This is a genomic window from Colwellia sp. KS18-150, assembly GCF_057551365.1.
The window spans coordinates 24,015-46,411 of sequence record NZ_BAAJMC010000002.1 but is presented as its reverse complement, the minus strand read 5'-3'; the positions used below and the strand labels follow the sequence as shown (position 1 = coordinate 46,411).

The following is a 22,397-nucleotide window of genomic DNA, read 5'->3' as shown; positions in this document are numbered from 1 at the left end:
ATCATTAAAGTGTTTTTCTGTGAGGCATAGCAACATTAGAAAAGATAATGCCCGCTACCAGTGACATAAAAATTAAAAAAGTTTGTGAGCCTAAATCGCTTACCGCCAACATATCCTGCCCTGAAACTAAGCTATTAAGTCCGATATATACCTTAGAACCTGGAACTAACACAACTAGACCAAGTAAACGTACGATAGACGAAGGCAAGTTCATCACTCGGGAGAATAAATTACTGTATATTCCCAGAGCAAAAGCGCCAACAAACGCTCCCAGGGCAATACCTAAATAGCTACTCGCCCAAACACTAACACTAAAAGAAATATAACCGGCAATCATTCCCCAAGGAGCATCTTTTAAACGCACCTTAAACAATATAATTAAAGAGATAGAGAGGCAGGTAACGGCCAACCAAGATGTCCATACAGGCATAACATCAGGAGATACAAAGTTAACTTCTCCCCAAATCAACTTACCGAGTGCCATCCCAAGAACCGCGCCAAAATAGAGTTTAAATAACACCATGACACTGTCCATAATACGGGCAGTACCAGACATTAAGTGACGGGCGGCTAGCTCAGATAATCCCACGGTTAATGATAAACCGGGAATAAAAGCAATGATGCTTGATAAAATCACCATGGGAATATTAATACTAGGATCAAACAGAGAAATCAGTGACGCTAACATTGAGGTAGTTAATGCCGCTATTGGCTCTAACATTTCTGTAACGCGACGAGATCGCTCTGCCCACATAACAAATATGAAAACCACAAAACCTAGTAATGTTGACCAAAAAACATCATGCCAACTGGTGTGCATCAACATAGCAAAGGCACCGCTAGATGCACCAAAAGCTAAGAAAGTTAAAAATGTACCGTACGGCGCTGGCTTAGCATTGACTTCATTTAGGCGTTCAATCGCTTCTACCAATGTGCGTTCACCATTGATAAGCTCATCTACTAGTTCATCAATTCTAGCTAGGGAGCCTAGATCTATTTCGCCAGGTGTTACTCTAACTAAATGGTTATATTGTTGATCATCTTCATCGTCCGTTAAAATAAAAGTTAACGCTGTGGGAGTAATGATAAAAGAGGCGCGTATATCTAAAAAATTGGCAATAGAAAGCAAGTTATCTTCTAATCGATATGCGGTCGAGCCTAGCTTGTGTAAAGCTTTGCCAAGTCGAATAATAAATCGACGTTTTTGATAGAAATCATCAGTATGTGTCATAGAAAGAAATACGCGATATAAAAGATAAGTAATGTCAGTAAGCTATGTTAATGTATTTCTAGCATTTGTAAAAATTTTTAAAGGGAAAAAATGACTTTATTGATAATTTTGGCTTGCGTATTTGGTGTAGTAGCGCTGATGGTAATTTTAGGTGAGCGATTTGGTAAACCAATGAGTGATGAGCAACAAGCAAAATTTAGTAAAATCTCTTGGATTTTAGTTTTTGTTATTTTGCTTGCTGCCATTGTTAGAGAGTTGATGTAAAACTGATTTGCCTGTTATTCTTTTGGCGCTGAATCAGGCCATTCCGCAAATGGGAATGGATACATCTCTGAGTTTACAGTTAAGAACTGATTAATTTGATACAAATAAGTATTTAAATTTTGACCAAATTTCACTAAAGGTTGATTGGGTTTTTCAGCAAACAATAACGAGAAAAATTGGAATACGGCAATTAAAGTTATACCTAAGCGAACAAAGCCAGCGATAAATCCATAACCTAACATAGCAATACCACGTTTTAAGGCATTTTTATTGTGCCAAGTTTTTTCTAGTTCAACGTCATTACTTGTAGTGCTGGTTTCATTTTCACTTTGAGCTGAATTTTGCTGTTGGGATGCTTGCTCTTCACTTGCCTGTGTTTCTGTTTCCGTATCAACAGTTGAATTGGTATCGTTGGTATTCTCTGGTGCTGTTGGTTTGTTTTCATCGTTATTCATACTGCTTTCCTTATTACTTTTAAATAAAATGTTTATACACAGTAGATATAGCAAAGAGGATGCCAGAGATAATTTTGTTTCTTTTCAGTGGCTTATCTGAGTTGTTAAATAGTGGGAATTAACTGATTACTAAAACTTGGTCAATTTCAATAACATCTAGTTAATTTGACTGGTTATGAAATAATAAAATCTTGTTTGTCGATGCAAGTCCCTTTTTCATCATAACTACGATCAAAAACTGTGATGATGCCATCATTGTCTTGAACAATAATATTGGTGGTACGTGTACCGTATTGAGGAGAAATAATGAAAATTGAGCTCAGTAATTGCTCCCAATCTAATGGTAAGCCAGTATTGGGTAAGTCTTCTATTCTTGCTTGAACACTATTCACCATAATAGTAAACAACTCATCAATATCTAAAGATTGCCTTTGTATTGCTTTAGCAAGTTTAGTTTGCCCCATGGCCATCTTGGGCCAAATATCATCTAAAGCACCGTTACACAGGCTATGGATTCCTACTGTTAACGGTTGAAGTTTTTGGGAGATATTATCAAAGCACATGAGGTTATCTAGTTGACCAAAAACCAAGTTATAACCGTTATAATCAGAGACTGATTGTTTTAATTGCGAAATAACCACCTCATCTTGGCTGGCTAGGGCATTCAATACGAGATCACCTCGAGATTTTTTATCCTGATCAAATTGTTGAGGTTGTCTAAAATTAGTTAGGGCACTAAATCGTCCTTGCTTATTCAAACCTAACCAAGTACCACCGGCTTGAAGATCTTTACCGGCTAACAATGATTCCTTATTATGTTTTTTTGGCCACCACGACATTGCTTGAGTTGGTCGTTGATGAAATTCATCACGGTTGGCACAAATGATGACTGGATATTTAGGGTGCTGTTTAATAGCAAAAAATAAAATACACATTATCAACAGCTCCAACGTTTGAAATTATATATTATGTTAACTCTTTCTTTATACAAGGTGTTAGCTCAGGTAGAATTTAGCGGAGTATTAGAAATATACCGCGAAAATTTACAGTGAAATTCACCACTATATAAGCAAGGCGTAACCATGTTTGAAGTTCCCAAAATAGATGTAAAAGGTAAAGTATCAGCGGATGAATGGCAAGTTCGAGTTGATTTAGCTGCTTGTTATCGCCTTATGGTTATGCATGGTTGGGATGATCTTATTCATACCCATATTTCTGCACGTATTCCAGGCACAGAACATCTATTGATCAACGCGTTTGGTTTAGCATTTGAAGAAGTGACGGCCTCAAATTTGGTTAAAATTGATATACACGGCAACATCATTGATAAAGACAGTCCGTTTGAAATAAACCCCGCAGGCTTTACTATTCATAGTGCTATACACGAAGCTCGTCATGAAGATAGTTGTGTATTACATTTACACACTAATGAGACTATAGCCGTTGCTAGCCTTGAAGAGGGCTTATTACCCTTAAGTCAATATTCTATGTTTGCTCTTGCGTCACTGAGTTATCACGAATATGAAGGTTTAGCGGTGAATGAAGATGAAAAGTTAAGATTGCAAAATGATTTAGGTAGTAGCAATTTTATGCTGTTACGTAATCATGGTGCGTTAACTTTAGGTAGAACTATCGGTGATGCCTTTATGCATATGTATGATTTAACAAGAGCGTGTCAGGTGCAATTAGATATTATGTCTACGGGGATGAAGCCAGTCTTTGCTCCTCAGAGTATTGTTGATGGCATTAAAGCACAAGCAAAGATTGTTCATACGGGCAAAACAGGTGGTGAAACCGCTTGGCCTGCTATGTTACGTAGAGTTGCTAGAGCCTATCCAGATTTTGCAGATTAATTGCCATTAGCGCTTAATGTAAAGTAAGCCGTTAATGTATTAGCTATTATAAAAATTTTAAAGAGAAAAAAATGAAAATTACCCATATAGAAGTATTTGATATTCATTGCCCTAAACGTCCTGCTTGGAACCCTGTGTTTGTACGTATTCATACCGATGAGGGGATTAGTGGCGTTGGTGAAGCAGGGCTTGCTTATGACTGGGGACACAGCGCAGCCGCCGCTATGCTTAAAGAAATATCGGAAGCAGTGCTAATTGGTTTTAACCCTTTTAATACCGAATTACTATGGTCACGTATGCTACGCGAAAGCTTTTGGGGATTAGGTGGCGGACCTGTGCTATATGCTGCTATGAGCGCAATAGATACCGCCCTTTGGGATATTAAAGCTAAAGCATTAGGTGTACCGGTATATCAATTACTTGGTGGTAAAGTGAATGATAAACTACGCACTTATGCGAGCCAGCTTCAATTTGACTGGGACAGTGAAATTAGTAAATTAATTGAGCCAGAAGAGTATGCTCAAGCGGCATTAAAAGCCATGGGCGAAGGTTATGATGCGGTAAAGGTAGATCCTATTGTTTACAATAAAGATGGCAGCTCTTCTTTTGATCGAACCAAGTTATTTACTAAACCACAAATGCGTTTATTTGGTGATAGATTACGAGCTATTCGTGATGCCGTAGGTGAAGATGTTGATATTATTTTTGAATCACACTCACTTATGGGAGCAGCTTCAGCAATTCAAATGGGCGCAATCGTCGAAGAAGTCGGCTGTATGATGTATGAAGAGCCGGTGAACTATTTAAACCCTGCCGTTCATAAAAAAGTATCTGACAATGTAAATGTACCCATTGCCGGCGGAGAGCGTTTATATCACCGCTGGGATGTGCGTCCATACTTTGAAGATCAAAGCATTGATGTTTTACAACCTGATGTTGGCTTATGTGGCGGCTTTACTGAAGCTAAAAAAGTGTGTGATTATGCCGATGTTTATGACATTCGTGTTCAAGCACATGTGTGTGGCGGCCCAGTGGCAACAGCAGCATCATTGCACTTAGAAACGGCTATTCCTAACTTTTTAATTCATGAGCATCATACTTATGCCATTAAAGATTGGAATCGTGAATTGTGTTTACAAGATCCTCAACCCGTAGACGGTTTTTTTCAAGTAACAGAAGTGCCTGGAATAGGCATTGAGTTAAATGACGAAATAGTAAAACGATCTCCGCATGTCACCATTAAATAGATTACTGTTAATCTATAACTGGTAACTTATAACTGGTAATAACGAAGCGCATTGTCATAACATAATGCGTTTTTTTCTTGTGTTGTTAATTGTTGAAAAAACACGCTGTTGAGTAGCATCTGCCAATAGTCTTGATAACTTTCTTGGCTAAACAAGCATAAGGGAAAGTTGCTTGCTAACATCATTTTGTCATGACCTAAGGTATTATAAATAAAGGTTAATACGGTGTTCACCCAATCTAGCTGATAGCTTCGCTCAGCCATTTCCCAACCAGAACATTTAATCGCAATGTTATCAAATTCAGCTAGCGTCATTAGATTATTTTGCCAATGCTGCCATTCAACCGTATTAATATCTACGGGTGGAAAGCCAGCATGGTTGATAATAAAGTTAAGGTTACCGTTTTCCTTAATTATCTGACAAATAGCATTAACAGGAGCCTGCGCTGAAAGGGAAATTTGAGTTTCGAATATCAAGCGAGTACTTTTAGCTACCGCATTAAGCGCTTGGATATTGCTAATCACTTGCGGATTAGCGAGTAGACTTAACACTTGCTCATCTAATATATGTCTGACACCGATGAACGATTGCAACGTCATCAATCGCTTTAATGTGGCTTGGAAAACATCACTGGTTGAAGTTAAATCGATATTAGCGATAGCACGAAAGGAGGAGTTATTTGTATTTTCTAATGCTGTTAACTCTCGCCAAGGTCGTTCATTATCAAAACCTGCTTCAATATGGATAAAACCAGCTAAATCCAGTGACGAGTCTAATAATAAATCTTGTGCCGAAAAGTTTTTATTAATAACGGCTTTGTCAGGCCAAAAAGGCGGGCAGTCCGCCTTTAACCAATGATAGTCACCATGGTCGAGATCAAATAAGTGTAGGTGAGGATCAATTAGTTTCATCATGTGCTTCACTGTATTATTGTGCCGTATAACCACCGTCAATCACCTGCAAGCTGCCAGTGATAAAACTTGCTTTATCTGATGCTAAAAATAAGACTAATTCAGCAACTTCTTCTGGTTGCCCTATGCGATTAAGTGGCTGTAAGCTTGCTTCTTCTTGATGAATCTCTGACTTATTTGCACCGGATTTTTGGCAATAATTATCTATAGCTTTGTGATATAGCGGTGTTTCTATCGTGCCTGGGCATACTGCATTGGCGCGAATATTATAGCTGGCATAATCAACTGCGGTGGTTTTCGCCATGGACGCTAAGGCTGTTTTGCTTAGGTTATAGGCAAAAGAATTGTTTTTAGCCACAAGCGCTTGCTCAGAAGACATTAAGATAATTGCGCCATTTTTCTTTGCTTTCATACTTGGTAAAACGGCTTTAACGGCAGCAAAAGCGCCTTTGACATTAATATTAAAGACTTTGTCAAAATCTGCTTCAGAGGTGTTTTCTATGTTAGCAGAATAATGAACGCCGGCATTTGACACTAAAACATCAATGGTATTTTCTTCACTAATACGTTTAATAATACCAGCGACTTGTTCGGTATTAGTTACGTCGCAAGAGCAGAACTCACCTAATGGAGAAGGTGATAGGTCTAGATTAAATACCTGATAGTTATTTTCTAAAAATAACTTCATTATACTTAAACCTATCCCTGAGCTACCGCCGGTAATGATGCAAAATTTTTTCATTTTTATTACTTTACTGTCTTAATTCGTTAGGGTAAATCATACCGTTAACACTAGGTGACTTCCATTTTCTTCTGCTAATAATTTCGCTATAATGCCTTTAATTAAGACTGTTGAGAAATTTCCATGAAAGCATGTGGTGTTGAAATAAAGGGTAATGATGCAATTATTTGTATTATGTCTAAAGAAAATAACTTGTATGACATTCCTCATACACGAGTTCAAAAAGTAAGTTTAGATAATGCAGGTGATGCTGAGCAAGTACAAAAATTTCAGTTTACCTTTGCTAAGTTAATGGAAGATTATGGCGTCACTCATGTGCTTATTAAAGGTAGAGCATTGAAAGGCAAGTTTGCTGGCGGTCCTGTCGGATTTAAAGTTGAGGCTGCTATTCAATTAATAAAAGATCTCAATGTAGAAATCCTTGCCGGCAGCTTTATTAAAAAAGAGCTAGCCAAGAGCCAAATTGATATTGATTTTCGCGATACTGGTTTAAAACAATATCAAGAGCAAGCATTTGGTACTGTGTTTGCTTATTTAGAAACTCAATAACTTTTCTTTAAGTAAACACCTTTAAAACCACTCCAAGCGAGTGGTTTTTTGTTTTTATCCGCCTTGAATAAGGCATAATTTCATTTCTCTATTAAACTTTCCTTTGATAAATAGACAATAACATGCTTAAATCAAACAACTGTTTGAAGTCTGACCAGTTGGTTGCTGTAAAAATATAACCGCTGAAATAATTATTGGAGAGAACCCATGCCTGAATATAAATCACCGATTAGAGATATAAAATTTGTAATGCAAGAGCTACTTGATTGTGAAAATCACTATCAAAAGCTTGGCTATGAAGATGCCAGCATTGATATGGTTGATGCCATTATCTCTGAGGCGTCTAAATTTACTGAGCAGGTGATTGCTCCTATTAATCAAATTGGTGATGAGCAAGGTTGTACTTGGACTGACGGCGTAGTTACTACTCCTGATGGATTTAAAGAGGCTTACCAACAATATGTTGAAGGTGGTTGGCCAACACTTGCGCAAAACGTTGATTTTGGTGGACAAGGTTTACCTCATTCATTAAACACTGCCATCTCTGAGCTTTTCTCCGGTGCAAACCATAGTTTTGCTATGTACCCTGGTTTAAGTCACGGTGCTTTAGCTACGATTGAAGAGCATGGTAGTGATTTACAAAAGTCGACTTTCATGCCGAAATTAGTAGAAGGCTCATGGACAGGTACCATGTGTTTAACTGAGCCACACTGTGGTACTGACTTAGGTATGTTACGTACCAAAGCTGAATTAAACGATGATGGTAGTTACTCATTAACGGGTACTAAAATATTTATTTCTGCCGGTGAGCATGATTTATCTGACAATATTGTTCATATTGTTATTGCGAGAATTCCAGGCTCACCAGAAGGTAGCAAAGGTATTTCATTATTTATTGTTCCTAAATTCAATGTGACTGATGATGGTGAAGTGGCAGGCAGAAATGCCGTAACTTGTGGCTCTATTGAACATAAGATGGGGATTAACGCTAACGCGACTTGTGTGATCAATTTTGATGGCGCAAAAGGTTACTTAATTGGTGAAGTAAATCGTGGTTTAAACTGCATGTTTACCTTTATGAATGCGGCGCGTTTAGGTGTGGCAACGGAAGGTGTTGCAGCAGCAGAAGCTTCTTTTCAAGGTGCTTTAGCTTACGCCAAAGATAGATTACAAATGCGCTCGTTAACAGGTGTTAAAAACCCTGATGGTCCAGCTGATGCAATTATAGTTCATCCTGATGTACGTCGTATGTTACTTACACAAAAGTCTATCGCTGAAGGTGGCCGTGCATTAATCGCTTATTTAGCACAATTAGTTGATATCGGTCATGCGAGCAAAGATGAAGCAGAAAAAGCAGCAGCTGAAACCAAGTTAGCTTTATTAACACCAATTGCAAAAGCCTTCTTAACCGAGTTAGGACTTGAATGTACTAGCCACGGTGTCCAAGTATTTGGTGGCCATGGTTTTATAAAAGAGTGGGGCATGGAGCAATTAATGCGTGATACTAAGATTAGCTGTCTTTATGAAGGCACTACCGGTATTCAAGCATTAGATTTATTAGCACGTAAAATTCTAGGCTCTAAAGGTGAAATATTAAAACCATTTGGCGCTGAAGTAACAGCTTTTTGTGTAGCGAATGCAGATAATGAAGCTATGCAAGAATTTATTCAGCCTATTATGACTTTTGGTGGTGATTGGCAGAAAATGACACAAACATTAGGACTTAAAGCAATGCAAAATCCTGATGAGATTGGTGCAGCTTCAGTGGATTACTTAATGTATTCAGGTTATCTAACACTTGCTTACTTTTGGGCGAAAATGGTGAAAGTAGCGCAAGATAAACTTGCATCTGGTGAAGGTGATTCAGCCTTTTACCAAGCTAAAATTAAAACAGCACGTTTCTACTTTAAACGCATTTTACCAAGAGCAAATGGTCATGCTGCCTGTGTTGAAAATGGCGCTGAATCAATGATGGACTTAGCTGAAGATGATTTTGCTTTTTAAATAATCATACACATATAAATAAGGGAAGCTACTGCTTCCCTTTTTTGTGTCTCTTTTTTGAATTTGAGCTTTTCTATGCTATCTTTTAACTAGTAAGCTTTTCGTACTATAGGGACGTTATTTTGAATAAAGTGATATCACATGCATTTGTTAGTGTTTATCTATTCTTGAGCTCTGCTTGTAGCAGCTTGCCTCCGCTTGATCAGCAGAGTGATGTCAACCTGACTGAAATAATAGTAAATTCTAAACTTTTTACAGCTAATGAAAGCCAAATTCCTCCAATTGAAGATCTTTTTACATTAACCTTATCCCAGCAAAATATCGTGTTATCGGCTATAGAAAAGAAGCAGAAGGAAGGCTATAAAAGGCATCAAGCCTTGTATGAAGTTCTGCAGGATAAATTAGCTAACTTTACCTACTATGGTGAAACCTACAATGCTGAAACCGCAATGCGCTTAAATCAAGGTAATTGTATGAGTCTTGCTGTGTTAACTACGGCTTATGCAAAGTTACTTGGTTTGGAATTTTCTTATCGAGAAGTGAATACTTTGCCTGTTTTTAAGAAGAATAACAATTTGATCCTCTCTTCTTCTCATGTGCAAACTATTATTTATGATGACGAATATATTACTGACCCGAAACAATATTTATTTCGAACGCCTGGCTTAGTTATTGATTATTTTCCAAGTAAAGATAATCGTGTTGCTAAGTTCTTAAATGAAGATGTATTTATTTCTATGTATTATCAAAATCTTGCTGGAAACGCCCTGGTTGATAATGATCTAAATAAAGCCTTCAAACTTGCTAATAAAGCTTATCAATATGATAAGAGTAATATTGAAGCAATTAATTCATTAGCGATTATTCATCGCAGAGCAGGGGATATCGAAAGTGCTGAAGCCATTTATTTGGTAGGATTGAAAAGAGAAAAATCTAACCTTAGGTTACTCAGTAACTATATTATGTTACTTAAGAGTCAAAATCGTGTTGGAGAAGCAGAGCGTTATCAACAGCAGCTTAGTAAATTAGATGATCCTAACCCCTTTCATTGGTTAGCAGAAGCTTATATTGCTGAACATAATAAAGAGATGGAAAAGGCGACTGTTTTTTATCTTAAGGCATTGAAACAAGCACCGTATCTACATCAAGCTTATCTTGGCCTTTACCATATTTACCGTAAAAAAGGTCATTATGCCAAAGCAAAGCGCATGATGGCAGAAGCGCTAGAATGGACATATGAGGTAGAGCAGCGTAAGCAATATAAATTCAAATTATATAGCTTGGCGAAATTATAGCTCAGCTATTAGCATGTTCAGAGAGTATTGAATCCGCAATTTTAGCGGCAATCATAATGGTTGGTGCATTGGTGTTGCCACTGATAAGTGTTGGCATAATTGACGCGTCTATGACCCGTAAACGTTCAATTCCATGAACCTTTAACTGATTATCTACAACCGCCATTTCATCATGACCCATTTTACAAGTACCTACGGGATGGTAGATGGTGTTCGCTTTGTTTTTCAAAAACGTTAAAATTTCTTCATCAGTTTGTGTTTGTTTACCTGGAAATATTTCTTCACCATTTTTTTCACCTATTGGTGATTTAGATAAAATAGTACGAGCAACTTTAACGGCTTGGATCATATCCTTTTGATCATCTTCATGAGCTAACATATTTAAAGTGATCTTGGGGTGCATATTAGCCTTATTGCCGTATAGCGTAACACTACCACGGCTTTTAGGGCGCAATAAACAAGTATGAATTGAGATACCATAATTGAGGAGCATTTTTAAATCTCTGCCGTGATCATCAAAAGCAGCAGGGATAAAGTGTAGCTGTAAATTTGGTCGTGATTCATCAGCGTTTGATTTAATAAAACCACCTGATTCAGCTACTGCAGTTGTTAAAATACCTGAGCGTTTCGCCTTAAAATATTTAAATGCTTGTTTGCATGCCCACCATGCCGCTTTTGGTCTTAAAGCTAATAAATCGTCACGTTGGTGATGATTAACCACCACGGTATCTGGATGATCTTGCAGGTTCTTACCTACGCCTTCTAATGAATGAGTTATAGCAATATTGTGTCGCTCTAATTCTTCTGTGGGCCCTACACCGGATAACATCAATATTTGTGGTGAGTTAAATGCTCCTGCGCTTAATAGCACTTCTTTACTAGCGTAAATATCATAGCATTTACCTTTGATTTTATAACTAACGCCAGTGGCAACTTTATTGCTATCAATAAGGATTTTTTGCACATTAGCGTCGGTGATGACTGTGAGATTACCTCGATGTAAATTAGGCGTCAGAAACGCTTTTGCGGCGCTACAGCGTTGGCCATTAAGTTGCGTTAATTGATAATAACCAACACCTTCTTGACTCTCACCATTGAAATCGTGGTTTGCTGGAAAGCCAGCTTGTTGGGCGGCAAGAATGAAATCATCATGAACAGGTGGCTTAGAACGAGAATCAGCTACGTTGAGAGGACCATTTACGCCATGTAAATTACTTTCACCACGCTCTTGATGTTGAGTACTTTTAAAGTAAGGTAAAACGTCATCAAAAGACCAGCCTTCATTACCCAGTGCTGCCCAGTGGTCGTAGTCTTCTTTTTGGCCTCGAACATAAAGCATGGCATTTATAGAGCTACTTCCGCCTAATGTTCTCCCCCGGGGATTGAATATTTGTCTATTATTTTGAGTTGCCTCAGGCGCTGAGTTAAATTGCCAATTACGTACTTTATCTTTCATTAACTCGATAACACCTATAGGCATATGAATGCTCCAGTGTTTATCTTTAGGACCCGCTTCTAAAAGACAGACTTGATAGTTGCCACAGGCAGATAACTTATCAGCTAAAACACAGCCTGCTGAGCCGCCACCGACAATGATAAAATCGAAGTTGTTCATAAGTGATCCTTGAGTTTGAATGAATAAAACAAGTCAGACCACTATGAAGTAAAGTGATAATTATTTCAATAGCTTAAAACTTAACTTATTTGCTACTGAATTGCCTGATTAAATCATGTAACGTTGTCAGCTCTTTGAGCAAGTCTTGACTAAGCTGTCGGGTTTCTTTTCCTTGAGTCGCTCCTAAGCTCGCCATATCCTGAATGCTTTTGGTGTTATTACTGACTTGATCCGCCACTACAGACTGTTCTTCTATCGAGGTAGCCACTTGGTAATTAATTGAGGCTAATTTATCAACTTCTTCATTGATTGATTGCAGACTTTCACCAGTATTATTCGCTAGCGATACACATTCTTCTACTAGCGTTACACCACCATGAATGGCATCCATGGCTTGTAATGACTCTTGATTTAATGAATTAAGAGTTTTGGTTATTTCTTCAGTAGATTGTTGTGTTCGTTGTGCTAATGCTCGTACTTCTTCTGCAACAACAGCAAAACCACGACCTTGCTCTCCTGCGCGAGCAGCTTCTATCGCAGCATTCAGTGCTAATAAATTGGTTTGATCTGCGATAGAGCTGATCTCATCAGATATAGCTGCGATAGCATGTCTACCATCAGCGAGTTTGCCAATAACTTCTTCAACACTGGTTAATTGTTTAGATAATGATTGAATTGACTCGACGGTTTTATTAACGGCTTTTACGCCAAGTTCACTTAAGGCTTTTCCCTCTTGTGAGGAATCAGCAGCATCAGTGACTGAAGTGGTTACTTCACTAATCGCTGCGCTCATTTCACTCATTGCGGTTGCCACTTGCTCAACTTCATCATTTTGCTCGTTAAGGATTTGTGCAATATGATTACCATTGTTAGCAGTTTCCTTAGCTATATCATTGACGTTTAGGCTTAAATCACCAACTCGTCCCACAACGGCACTTAACTCTGCTTTACGCATGTTTAATGCTAAGTTTATCTGACCAATTTTATCTACTGAGCCGCTATATATATAACTCATGAGCGGATTTTTAAAGATTTCTTCAGCTTTTTGAGTCACTTTTTTATAGCCTACACGCCAACGTGACAGTGCAAACCATGCCAAAAAGGTTAATAAAAATAAAGGAATCGAAACGAATAATGGTGTTGGGGTTGTAAAGGCTATTACTGCAATAAACAAGCAAATAAATAACAATAGGTTTTGTATAATTGACGTTATGTCTATATTACTAAATTTTCGAATAAATGAGGTTGTATTGGTATTAAGCTCTTGGTAAGTATTTTCCGCTCTTGTTTTTATACCTTCATCAAGAGTTGTTCTCACTGACTGATATTCAAATATCTTACCATTCTTATCTTTGATTGGTGTGACATAGGCATTAACCCAATAATAATCGCCATTTTTACAGCGGTTCTTAACAGGCCCCATCCAAGACTGACCCGTTTTGATAGTTGACCACAAATCAGCAAACGCCGCTTTTGGCATTTCTTCATGGCGAACAATGTTGTGGCCATGACCAACTAATTCATCGAGAGGGTAACCCGCGATGTCACAAAAGTCTTCATTGGCGTAGGTAACGCGGCCTTTTAAATCGGTGGTTGATAATAGAATTTGAGAAGAAGAAAAGTTTTGCTCTTTGCCTGTGTTATAGGATTGTCTTGATGTTCTGTTATTCGAGGGGGATTTTGTCATAGAAACTACTCACAAGTATTCACGAATCCTTGTGATTTTAATGTTACAAATTATTAACAGGTATTTTACCTTTGTACCATGACAAAAAAGTGAAAAGCCGTCAATAATTAATCGTAAATTGTGAGTAGTTTGTACTTTTACAGACCTAAAACTTGTTTTCCTTGCTTGAAAACAATGTCTACAGGGATGCTTGCAGCTTCTAAACGAGATAAATCAGCGGCTAACTCATCACTAATGACTCCTTGGTTAGCAACCAATTCGGCGACACCTTGATAATCACCATTACCTTGAAGTGTTAATATTAACTCTGATAATGAGTCAATAGCAGCGGTCATTTTTTCCATGTTTACACTATACATTCCTTGTTCGTTACGGCTAAAAGCACCATGCTCTTGGAAGTAATTAAAGCGAACCATGTTTGCTTTACCATGTGCCGAGCTAGCGCCAAAGCGTATTGATCTGAAGATACCCGCCATAAAAGTTGTATAATACTCTTCAAGAGTACCTTCTGTAATCGCGTCTTTTTCAAGTAATTGACGAACCATGTATAAACCTAATATATCAGCTTTACCTTCTTCTAATGCACTAGCATGCTCTTTCAGTGCTTGGCGAACAGTGCCTTTATTGTTCAAGGTATTTTTTATACCTAGACCATGTGCCACTTCATGAAACATGGTGTTGGCAAAAAAGCCGGTAAAGGTTACGTTTTTACGCTGTTCAGGTACTATTAACGTATCCGCAATTGGTAACATGATGGTATCAAATTTAGCACGCATGGCATTTTTTAGTTGCAGTCGTCGTGTGCCTTTAGCTAGTTGTACTTGTTCATCATTAGGTAAATTAATCGCTATAGTTTTACTACCAGCATTTGAGTGGCCGCCATAATAAATGACATCATATGCATTTAGATCAGCATCAGAGCCTGGTACTTCGGCTTTATATTTTTTGGCGACAGGTAACTCTTTTTGCAGCTCAGGTAAATATTGCGCGTACTTAGCGAGTTTTTCACTCCAAGATAAATCTTTAATTAACACATACGCTTCAAAAGCTGCTCGATAGCCATAAAGTTGATCTTCATAATTTTCAATTGGACCAATAACGACATCAATTGGGTTGTTCTTCATGTCCATCCAAGCAAGATCTGATGCTTGATATTCATCGGTACGTAATGCTTGAGCACGCATGGTTAAATAATTGCTGAACTCTTTATCATCAGCAAAGGTTGCGGCTTTCTCTAGGATGGCTGCTGCGCGATTAATTTCATCACTGTACATTTCAGAGTAAGCAACCGTTATTAATTTACCTTCACTATCGCGACTAATTATTGAATACAGGCCATCTTTGTCTGCTAAATTTGATTGTTCGAACTCTGTTTTGCTCATGTCTTTTGGATAAAACTCGGCGCCATGTGCTTTAGTCTGGTTATGCGTTAAAAATACTTTATCGCCATCTAACCTATCCCAAGGACCATAATTTATTTCAGCGAAACGACGGACTTTTTCATCTTTTATTGAAGCTAAGAAACTTTGCTTGTTTTGTGAAAATGCTTGCTGCCAAAAAAGATCATCCATTATTTTTGATGCATCAATCAGCAAGGATAACATTTGTTTTTGATTTTCTGACAAATGGCTTAAATCAGCAGAGAGTGTCACTTCTTTATATATATCTAAACGATTTTTAAATGCCGGTAATAGTGAAGGTGAATTCTTGGTTATTTCAGTACTCGCTTGAGTGTCGTTTGACTTGGCTGTTGCAGATGCCTGCTGATTATCGTTGTTACATCCACTTAACACGGTAGTAGCTAGTAAAATAGCTATTGTAATTGGGGTAAGTTTCTTTGAGTTTTGCATGGTTAAAAAAAGTCCAATAAATAAATTGTTTAAGAGACTAGAAAATTTTATAACTAAGTGCAATAGCAAAGGTAAAGAAAAGTGTTGTGTGAGTGTAAAGCCGGAATTTAGGCATAAAAAAACCGGCAATAGCCGGTTTTTATGTTCACCTAGAAGGTGAACGATTTTTCATAAAAACTTAAAGCGCTTGAATAGCAGCGTTTAAACGACTCTTACTACGAGCAGCTTTGTTTTTATGGATTAGACCTTTAGTTGCGTAACGATCTAAAATTGGTGTAGCAGCAGCTAATTCTTTTGTTGCTACTTCTTTGTCACCAGCTTCAATTGCTGCTAGTACTTTTTTTACTAAAGTACGCATCATTGAGCGACGACTTGCATTGTTTTGACGGCGCTTTTCAGATTGTACTGCGCGCTTCTTAGCTTGCTTTGAGTTAGCCAAGGTGAACTCCTAAAGTATGTAATATATAAGCTTAAATTTAAGGCGACGAAATATGCCTGTTTTTAAGCTGTTTGTCAAATGTTTTAATTGCCAAGAGAAATAAAAAACTCTTTAAGGCAATTATAAAGAATATTGTTGTTGCTAGTCATTTAACTGGCAAAGCAAATATGTTGTGAACAATGCAAGTATACATTGTTTATCCTCTCAAAATCATTACATAATACTGTTTATTTAGTGTTATTTTTTGCCATTGGTATTTTAGGGGTTGGTTTTTGAGTAAAAAGTTAATTAAATCAGGGTTGATTGTCAGTTCAATGACATTAGTTTCTCGTGTATTAGGCTTAGTTCGAGATATAGTTATTGCTAATGTGATGGGAGCAGGGGTGATGGCAGATGTTTTTTTGTTTGCGAATAAAATCCCTAACTTTTTTAGGCGATTATTTGCAGAAGGAGCTTTTGCACAAGCATTTGTCCCCGTGTTGAGTGAATACCATGCAAAAGATGAAGCACATTCAGGTAATGAAAATCCTATCCAGTTAGATGAAACAAGGCGTCTTATTGCTCAAGTCTCTGGAACGCTGGGGGTGATTATTACGCTAGTGACATTATTTGGTATGTTGGCATCGCCGTTATTTGTTATTTTATTTGGTGGTGGTTGGTTCGTTGACTGGTTCAATAATGGTCCTGAAAGTGTCGGTGGTGAAAAATTTGAGTTAGCAGCCATCTTATTAAAAATCACCTTTCCATATTTATGGTTTATTAGCTTCACAGCACTTGCCGGCGCGGTACTTAATACAATGGGGCGCTTTGCTGTAGCAGCATTTACCCCTGTGCTCTTAAATATAGCGATTATCTTAATGGCCATTTACGGCGCCGATTACGCTCAAAGTCCTGCGCACGCTTTAGCATGGGGGGTATTTTTAGGTGGCTTAATACAGTTTTTATTTCAACTGCCTTTTATGTACAAAGCAGGGGTACTAGTTAAGCCGCGCTGGGCATGGAAAAGTAAGGGCGTTAGTAAAATAAGAAAGTTGATTATACCGGCACTATTTGGTGTGTCGGTAACGCAAATTAACTTATTACTTGATACCTTAATCGCTAGCTTCCTTATTACCGGTTCAATTAGTTGGCTTTATTATGCTGATCGACTTTTAGAATTTCCTTTAGGTTTATTTGGTATTGGCATTGCTACTGTAGTTTTACCGAGTTTGTCCAAGCTTCACAGTAAAAATAATCCTCAACAATTCACGGCGACCTTAGATTGGGGCATTAAAGTTATTAGCTTATTTGGTTGGCCTGCGCTTGCGGGATTAATGGTTCTAGCACAGCCCATTATTATGATCTTGTTTATGCGAGGTGAGTTTAGTGAAACTGACGTGTATCAAGTATCTATGGCGCTATTTGCGTATCTATCAGGTTTACTAAGTTTCATGTTTATCAAGGTGCTAGCACCTGGTTATTATGCGAGGCAAGACACAAAAACACCCGTGAAAATAGGCATTAAAGCCATGGTAGCAAATATGGCCTTTAACCTAATGTTAGCGCCATTTTTTGGTTATGTGGGCTTAGCTATTGCTACAACACTATCAGCAACCTTAAATGCTTGGATGCTCTATCAAGGATTGAAGCAAGCGAATATTTATCACTTATCAAGTCAAACTAAATTATTTGTCAGTAAATTAGTTGTTGCAGCAGGTGTTATGGCCTTAGTGGTTTATCAATTATCTTATGAATTTAATGTTTGGCTTGCGATGAGTTTTTTTGAACAAGTATCGCAGTTAGTTATTTGTATCAGCGCAGGTTGTCTGAGTTACTTCTTGGTCATATTTTTATTAGGTATTCGTCTAAATGACTTTAAAGTAAAAAGCTAACAAATAATGAAAAATAAACCGCCTGAACTACTGATTATTATTGCTCTTTAATATATAATTCGGCGATTTATTTTTATAAACAGTTAATGGAAAGGTTTTTCGTCTAATGCAGTTAGTTCGTGGTATACATAATATCCAGCCAAAAGATCTATTATTATGTGTGTTAACCTTTAGTTTTGGTTATATAGATGCAATATAAATAGCAATGCAGTTAGTTCGTGGTATACATAATATCCAGCCAAAAGATCAATTATTATGTGTGTTAACCTTTAGTTTTGGTTATATAGAGGCAATATAAATAGCAATGCAGTTAGTTAGTGGTATACATAATATTCAACCAAAAGATCAATTATTATGTGTGTTAACCTTTAGTTTTGGTTATATAGAGGCAATATAAATAACAATGCAGTTAGTTCGTGGTATACATAATATTCAACCAAAAGATCATGGTTGTGTGCTAACCATAGGTAATTTTGATGGCGTTCATAAAGGCCATCAACAAGTTATTTCTGCATTAGTGTCCAAAGCAAAAGCCTTGAACTGTGTTGCAGCAGTATTAGTGTTCGAGCCACAGCCGCAAGAGCTTTTTGCGCCAGATAGTGCTCCCGCGAGACTTTGCCGTTTACGCGATAAATATGCTTTGTTGGCTGAATTAGGTGTAGAGCGCCTCATTTGTGTTAATTTTACTCGTAAATTTGCTAGTCAAAGTGCAGAGCAGTTTATTGAGCACCTATTGGTTGATAAATTAGGCATCAAACATTTGATTGTTGGTGATGATTTTCATTTTGGTAAAAACCGTGCTGGCGATTTTGCTATGTTGTCAAAGGCTGGGGAAACTTTTGGTTTTGATGTTACGGATACCAAAAGTTATAAAATGGCCAACTGTAGAATAAGTAGTACTGAAATAAGACAAGCACTTGAGCAAGATAATTTATCATATGTTGAAAATATGCTTGGTAGACCTTATTCAATTATAGGTAAAGTGTTCCATGGCGATAAACGTGGCCGGCAATTAGGTTTTCCAACGGCGAATGTTTTATTAAAAAGGCGAAACTCTCCGTTAAATGGTGTTTTTGCGGTACAAATACAAACAGTGAAAGGCAGCTTTAATGGTGTCGCTAATATTGGCTCTAGACCAACAATTAATGGTATTAGACAACAACTAGAAGTACATATCTTTAATTTTAGTGATGATCTCTACGGCCAATGTATTGAAGTGGTCATTAAGAAAAAACTTCGCCAAGTAATGAAATTTGATAATTTAACCGCATTAACTGAGCAAATTAAGTTAGATTGCGAGCAAGCAAAACAAGTATTAAATAATGTAAGTTAGGCGTTATACCCTGTGTATTAGCCTGACAATTTAGAAAATTTAAATAACCGGATAATGATTTAAATGAGTGATTATAAACAAACCTTAAACTTACCTGCCACTTCGTTTGCCATGAAAGGTAATATGGCAAACCGTGAACCTAATATGCTCAAAGAGTGGGCTGATAAAGATTTGTACGGAAGAATTCGTGCTGCTAAAAAAGGTAAAAAATCATTCATTTTGCATGATGGACCTCCATACGCCAACGGTAATATCCATCTTGGTCATGCGGTTAATAAAATATTAAAAGATATTATTGTTAAATCAAAAACGTTGTCTGATTTTAACTCTCCATATGTTCCTGGTTGGGATTGTCATGGTTTACCGATTGAGTTAATGGTAGAGAAAAAAGTTGGCAAACCTGGTCATAAAGTTACTGCTGCTGAATTTCGTCAAAAATGTCGTGATTATGCGATAAAACAAGTGGATGGTCAGCGTGAAGACTTTAAGCGTTTAGGGATTTTTGCTGATTGGGAAAAGCCTTACTTAACAATGGACTTTAATACTGAAGCGAACATTATCCGCTCGCTAGGTAAAATTGCAGAAAATGGACATTTACAGCAAGGCTTTAAACCTGTTCATTGGTGTACAGATTGTGGCTCTGCTTTAGCTGAAGCGGAAGTTGAATATAAAGATAAACACTCACCTGCCATCGATGTTAAGTTTGATATCAATGACGAAAGTGTTGCTGATAAATTCTCTCACCTTGAAGGGCATACCGGCACAGGTCAAATAGGACTAGTTGTTTGGACAACAACGCCATGGACCTTACCTGCTAACCGTGCAATATCACTAAATAGCGGTGTTGAATATACCTTAGTACAGTGTGACACCTTACCTAATGGTGAAGAAGGTCAATTACGTTTAATTTTAGCTTCTGATCTTGTTTCATCTTGTATGGATAGATTTGGTATTGAGAAATATCATGCCTTAGGTTTTTGTAAAGGCGCTGACTTAGAGTTAGTGCAATGTCAACATCCTTTCTATGACTTCACAGTACCGGTAATTTTAGGTGAGCATGTTACTACGGATTCAGGTACTGGTTGTGTTCATACCGCACCTGGTCATGGTGTTGACGATTTTGTTGTTGGTAAAGAATACAATTTAGAAGTGGCTAATCCTGTAGGGGCAAATGGTGTTTATCTTGAAGATACTCCGTTGTTTGCCGGGCAGCATGTCTTTAAAGCTAACGCGAGTGTCGTTGAAGTGCTACAAGAGAAAGGCGCCTTAATGCATCATCATGCCTTTGAGCATTCTTACCCACATTGCTGGCGTCATAAAACTCCAATTATTTTCCGTGCGACGCCACAATGGTTTATCGCTATGGATAAAAAAGAATTGCGTAGTGATTCTTTAAAAGAAATTGAAAAAACGCAATGGATCCCTGATTGGGGTCAAAGCCGTATTGAAAAAATGGTTGAAGGTCGACCTGACTGGTGTATCTCTCGTCAACGTACTTGGGGTGTACCAATTGCTTTATTTATACATAAAGATACTGGTGCATTACATCCACGTAGCATCGAATTAATTGAAGATGTTGCACAACGTGTTGAGAAAGAAGGCATTCAAGCTTGGTTTGATTTAGAAGCTAGTGAGCTTATCGGTGATGATGCCAATGAATTTATCAAAGTACCAGACACCTTAGATGTTTGGTTTGATTCAGGCACGACACATTACTCAGTGATAAACGCCAGAGAAGAATTTGACGGCATTGCTGACTTATATCTTGAAGGCTCAGATCAACATCGTGGTTGGTTTATGTCTTCAATGATGTCATCAGTCGCCATGACAGGTAAAGCGCCATATAAGCAAGTGCTTACTCACGGTTTCACCGTTGATGTTAATGGCCATAAAATGTCTAAATCGTTAGGCAATGTCGTAACGCCATCAAGTATAACTAAAACTTTAGGCGCTGATATTCTACGTTTATGGACAGCGTCAGTTAACTACACGCAAGAAATTACCGTTTCTGATGAAATATTTAAGCGCCAAGCCGATGCTTATCGCCGTATTCGTAATACCTCGCGTTTCTTACTATCAAATTTGAATGGTTTTGAGCCTGCTCAGCATTCTGTTGCCTTTGAAGATATGGTGGCACTAGATCGCTGGGTAGTTGATAAAGCGGCGCGTTTACAAGAAGAAATTGTTAACGCTTATAATGAATACGAGTTTCATGTAGTAGTGCATAAGCTAATGAACTTCTGTACCACTGAGTTAGGTGGCTTCTACCTAGATATTATTAAAGATAGACAATACACAGCAAAAGCTGACTCAAATGCTCGTCGCTCTTGTCAAACGGCTATGTACTTAATTGCCGAAGCAATGACAGCTTGGATGGCACCTATTTTATCTTTTACCGCTCAAGAAATATGGCAAGCATTACCAACACCGGCAACAGGTGAACGTGATGAATTTGTCTTTACTGGTGTTTGGTTTGATGGTTTAGCAACTATGCCAGGCGATACAGAATTAGGAAATGATTATTGGAGTGAGTTGCTATTGGTTCGTGGTGAAGTTAACCGCGCGCTTGAACTTGCTCGTAAAGAAAAAGTTGTTGGTAAAGCACTTGAAGCACAAGTAACACTTTTTGCAACGAGCGACTTGGCGGCTAAGTTAGCCAAACTGGATGAAGAGCTACGATTCGTATTGATTACCTCCAAAGCAACCATTGATACTGTTACAGATAGTAGCCAAGTGCCTGAAGGCGCTGATGCAACTGAAGTTGATGGTTTGTGGTTAACCGTCTCTGCGGCAGAAGGTACTAAATGTGATCGTTGTTGGCATGTTACTGAAGATGTTGGTGTTAATGAAGCACATCCTGAGCTATGTGGTCGTTGTGTAACCAACGTAGACGGTGAAGGCGAGCAAAGACAATACGCTTAAGTCACTATTATTCTTTGCTATTTTCACCCATAGCGGCGTCGAAAGTACTCACCTATAGTTATAGGCTCTGTGTTTTCTTCTTGCCCTTGAAGTAAATAACTTTGAATGTTCGCCATTTATTTTTAGCTT

The 22,397-nt window shown here is 37.8% G+C and carries 18 protein-coding genes; 9 read left to right on the top strand and 9 right to left on the bottom strand.

Annotated features, from left to right (window positions below):
* Positions 1-4: 4 nt before the first annotated feature.
* Positions 5-1,231, bottom strand: coding sequence for a threonine/serine exporter family protein (locus AC27IF_RS03585; RefSeq protein ID WP_487052307.1), 1,227 nt, complete (start codon positions 1,229-1,231; stop codon positions 5-7).
* Positions 1,232-1,321: 90 nt separating this feature from the next.
* On the opposite strand from AC27IF_RS03585, the gene AC27IF_RS03580 reads away from it, so the two are divergent.
* Entirely contained in the window at positions 1,322-1,495 is a 174-nt protein-coding gene (locus tag AC27IF_RS03580) for a hypothetical protein (RefSeq protein ID WP_487052305.1), read from the top strand.
* Positions 1,496-1,509: 14 nt separating this feature from the next.
* Here AC27IF_RS03580 and AC27IF_RS03575 read toward each other — a convergent pair whose 3' ends face one another.
* Together AC27IF_RS03575 and AC27IF_RS03570 are read right to left on the bottom strand one after the other, a co-directional pair.
* Positions 1,510-1,950: a DUF4389 domain-containing protein gene (locus tag AC27IF_RS03575; protein WP_487052303.1), complete on the bottom strand. Its 441-nt coding sequence runs from the start codon at positions 1,948-1,950 to the stop codon at positions 1,510-1,512.
* Positions 1,951-2,123: 173 nt separating this feature from the next.
* On the bottom strand, positions 2,124-2,885 hold the full coding sequence (locus AC27IF_RS03570) for an NRDE family protein (RefSeq protein WP_487052301.1): 762 nt from the start codon (positions 2,883-2,885) through the stop codon (positions 2,124-2,126).
* A gap of 147 nt (positions 2,886-3,032) precedes the next feature.
* Between AC27IF_RS03570 and AC27IF_RS03565 the strand changes: the two genes are divergently transcribed.
* Together AC27IF_RS03565 and AC27IF_RS03560 are read left to right on the top strand one after the other, a co-directional pair.
* The gene (locus AC27IF_RS03565) at positions 3,033-3,803 is read left to right on the top strand and encodes a class II aldolase/adducin family protein (protein ID WP_487052299.1); all 771 of its coding nucleotides are present in this window, start codon (positions 3,033-3,035) and stop codon (positions 3,801-3,803) included.
* Positions 3,804-3,874: 71 nt separating this feature from the next.
* Positions 3,875-5,050, top strand: coding sequence for a mandelate racemase/muconate lactonizing enzyme family protein (locus AC27IF_RS03560; protein WP_487052297.1), 1,176 nt, complete (start codon positions 3,875-3,877; stop codon positions 5,048-5,050).
* A 26-nt stretch (positions 5,051-5,076) separates the two neighbouring features.
* On the opposite strand, the gene AC27IF_RS03555 is transcribed toward AC27IF_RS03560, so the two are convergent.
* Entirely contained in the window at positions 5,077-5,964 is an 888-nt protein-coding gene (locus tag AC27IF_RS03555; RefSeq protein ID WP_487052295.1) for an amidohydrolase family protein, read from the bottom strand.
* A gap of 13 nt (positions 5,965-5,977) precedes the next feature.
* Positions 5,978-6,703, bottom strand: coding sequence for an SDR family NAD(P)-dependent oxidoreductase (locus AC27IF_RS03550; RefSeq protein WP_487052293.1), 726 nt, complete (start codon positions 6,701-6,703; stop codon positions 5,978-5,980).
* A gap of 123 nt (positions 6,704-6,826) precedes the next feature.
* Here AC27IF_RS03550 and AC27IF_RS03545 point away from each other — a divergent pair, with 123 nt between their 5' ends.
* From AC27IF_RS03545 to AC27IF_RS03535, 3 genes are all read left to right on the top strand, one after another.
* Positions 6,827-7,252, top strand: coding sequence for a DUF3010 family protein (locus AC27IF_RS03545; RefSeq protein ID WP_487052291.1), 426 nt, complete (start codon positions 6,827-6,829; stop codon positions 7,250-7,252).
* 207 nt (positions 7,253-7,459) lie between these two features.
* On the top strand, positions 7,460-9,256 hold the full coding sequence (locus AC27IF_RS03540) for an acyl-CoA dehydrogenase C-terminal domain-containing protein (protein ID WP_487052289.1): 1,797 nt from the start codon (positions 7,460-7,462) through the stop codon (positions 9,254-9,256).
* A 122-nt stretch (positions 9,257-9,378) separates the two neighbouring features.
* On the top strand, positions 9,379-10,551 hold the full coding sequence (locus AC27IF_RS03535; RefSeq protein WP_487052287.1) for a tetratricopeptide repeat protein: 1,173 nt from the start codon (positions 9,379-9,381) through the stop codon (positions 10,549-10,551).
* 1 nt (position 10,552) lies between these two features.
* Here AC27IF_RS03535 and AC27IF_RS03530 read toward each other — a convergent pair whose 3' ends face one another.
* From AC27IF_RS03530 to rpsT, 4 genes are all read right to left on the bottom strand, one after another.
* Positions 10,553-12,166, bottom strand: a complete 1,614-nt coding sequence (locus tag AC27IF_RS03530; protein ID WP_487052285.1) for a GMC family oxidoreductase — start codon at positions 12,164-12,166, stop codon at positions 10,553-10,555.
* A gap of 85 nt (positions 12,167-12,251) precedes the next feature.
* Positions 12,252-13,853, bottom strand: a complete 1,602-nt coding sequence (locus tag AC27IF_RS03525; RefSeq protein ID WP_487052283.1) for a methyl-accepting chemotaxis protein — start codon at positions 13,851-13,853, stop codon at positions 12,252-12,254.
* A gap of 137 nt (positions 13,854-13,990) precedes the next feature.
* A complete protein-coding gene (locus AC27IF_RS03520) occupies positions 13,991-15,703 on the bottom strand; it encodes a dipeptidyl-peptidase 3 family protein (RefSeq protein WP_487052281.1) in 1,713 nt (570 codons plus the stop codon).
* A 178-nt stretch (positions 15,704-15,881) separates the two neighbouring features.
* A complete protein-coding gene (rpsT, locus tag AC27IF_RS03515) occupies positions 15,882-16,142 on the bottom strand; it encodes a 30S ribosomal protein S20 (RefSeq protein WP_487052279.1) in 261 nt (86 codons plus the stop codon).
* A gap of 272 nt (positions 16,143-16,414) precedes the next feature.
* Between rpsT and murJ the strand changes: the two genes are divergently transcribed.
* The 3 genes from murJ (at position 16,415) to ileS (ending at position 22,268) form a co-directional block, all read left to right on the top strand.
* Positions 16,415-18,013, top strand: coding sequence for a murein biosynthesis integral membrane protein MurJ (gene murJ / locus AC27IF_RS03510; protein ID WP_487052277.1), 1,599 nt, complete (start codon positions 16,415-16,417; stop codon positions 18,011-18,013).
* A 403-nt stretch (positions 18,014-18,416) separates the two neighbouring features.
* A complete protein-coding gene (gene ribF / locus AC27IF_RS03505) occupies positions 18,417-19,346 on the top strand; it encodes a bifunctional riboflavin kinase/FAD synthetase (RefSeq protein ID WP_487052275.1) in 930 nt (309 codons plus the stop codon).
* 63 nt (positions 19,347-19,409) lie between these two features.
* Positions 19,410-22,268 carry an isoleucine--tRNA ligase gene (gene ileS / locus AC27IF_RS03500; protein ID WP_487052273.1) on the top strand — a complete coding sequence of 953 codons (2,859 nt, stop codon included), beginning with the start codon at positions 19,410-19,412 and terminating at the stop codon, positions 22,266-22,268.
* Positions 22,269-22,397 lie beyond the last annotated feature (129 nt).

Excerpts from the sequence above, each read along its gene's own strand:
- AC27IF_RS03585 (WP_487052307.1), bottom strand. The coding sequence starts at position 1,231 with ATGACACATACTGATGATTTCTATCAAAAACGTCGATTTATTATTCGA.
- AC27IF_RS03580 (WP_487052305.1), top strand. The coding sequence starts at position 1,322 with ATGACTTTATTGATAATTTTGGCTTGCGTATTTGGTGTAGTAGCGCTG.
- AC27IF_RS03575 (WP_487052303.1), bottom strand. The coding sequence starts at position 1,950 with ATGAATAACGATGAAAACAAACCAACAGCACCAGAGAATACCAACGAT.
- AC27IF_RS03570 (WP_487052301.1), bottom strand. The coding sequence starts at position 2,885 with ATGTGTATTTTATTTTTTGCTATTAAACAGCACCCTAAATATCCAGTC.
- AC27IF_RS03565 (WP_487052299.1), top strand. The coding sequence starts at position 3,033 with ATGTTTGAAGTTCCCAAAATAGATGTAAAAGGTAAAGTATCAGCGGAT.
- AC27IF_RS03560 (WP_487052297.1), top strand. The coding sequence starts at position 3,875 with ATGAAAATTACCCATATAGAAGTATTTGATATTCATTGCCCTAAACGT.
- AC27IF_RS03555 (WP_487052295.1), bottom strand. The coding sequence starts at position 5,964 with ATGATGAAACTAATTGATCCTCACCTACACTTATTTGATCTCGACCAT.
- AC27IF_RS03550 (WP_487052293.1), bottom strand. The coding sequence starts at position 6,703 with ATGAAAAAATTTTGCATCATTACCGGCGGTAGCTCAGGGATAGGTTTA.
- AC27IF_RS03545 (WP_487052291.1), top strand. The coding sequence starts at position 6,827 with ATGAAAGCATGTGGTGTTGAAATAAAGGGTAATGATGCAATTATTTGT.
- AC27IF_RS03540 (WP_487052289.1), top strand. The coding sequence starts at position 7,460 with ATGCCTGAATATAAATCACCGATTAGAGATATAAAATTTGTAATGCAA.
- AC27IF_RS03530 (WP_487052285.1), bottom strand. The coding sequence starts at position 12,166 with ATGAACAACTTCGATTTTATCATTGTCGGTGGCGGCTCAGCAGGCTGT.
- AC27IF_RS03525 (WP_487052283.1), bottom strand. The coding sequence starts at position 13,853 with ATGACAAAATCCCCCTCGAATAACAGAACATCAAGACAATCCTATAAC.
- AC27IF_RS03520 (WP_487052281.1), bottom strand. The coding sequence starts at position 15,703 with ATGCAAAACTCAAAGAAACTTACCCCAATTACAATAGCTATTTTACTA.
- ribF (WP_487052275.1), top strand. The coding sequence starts at position 18,417 with ATGCAGTTAGTTCGTGGTATACATAATATTCAACCAAAAGATCATGGT.
- ileS (WP_487052273.1), top strand. The coding sequence starts at position 19,410 with ATGAGTGATTATAAACAAACCTTAAACTTACCTGCCACTTCGTTTGCC.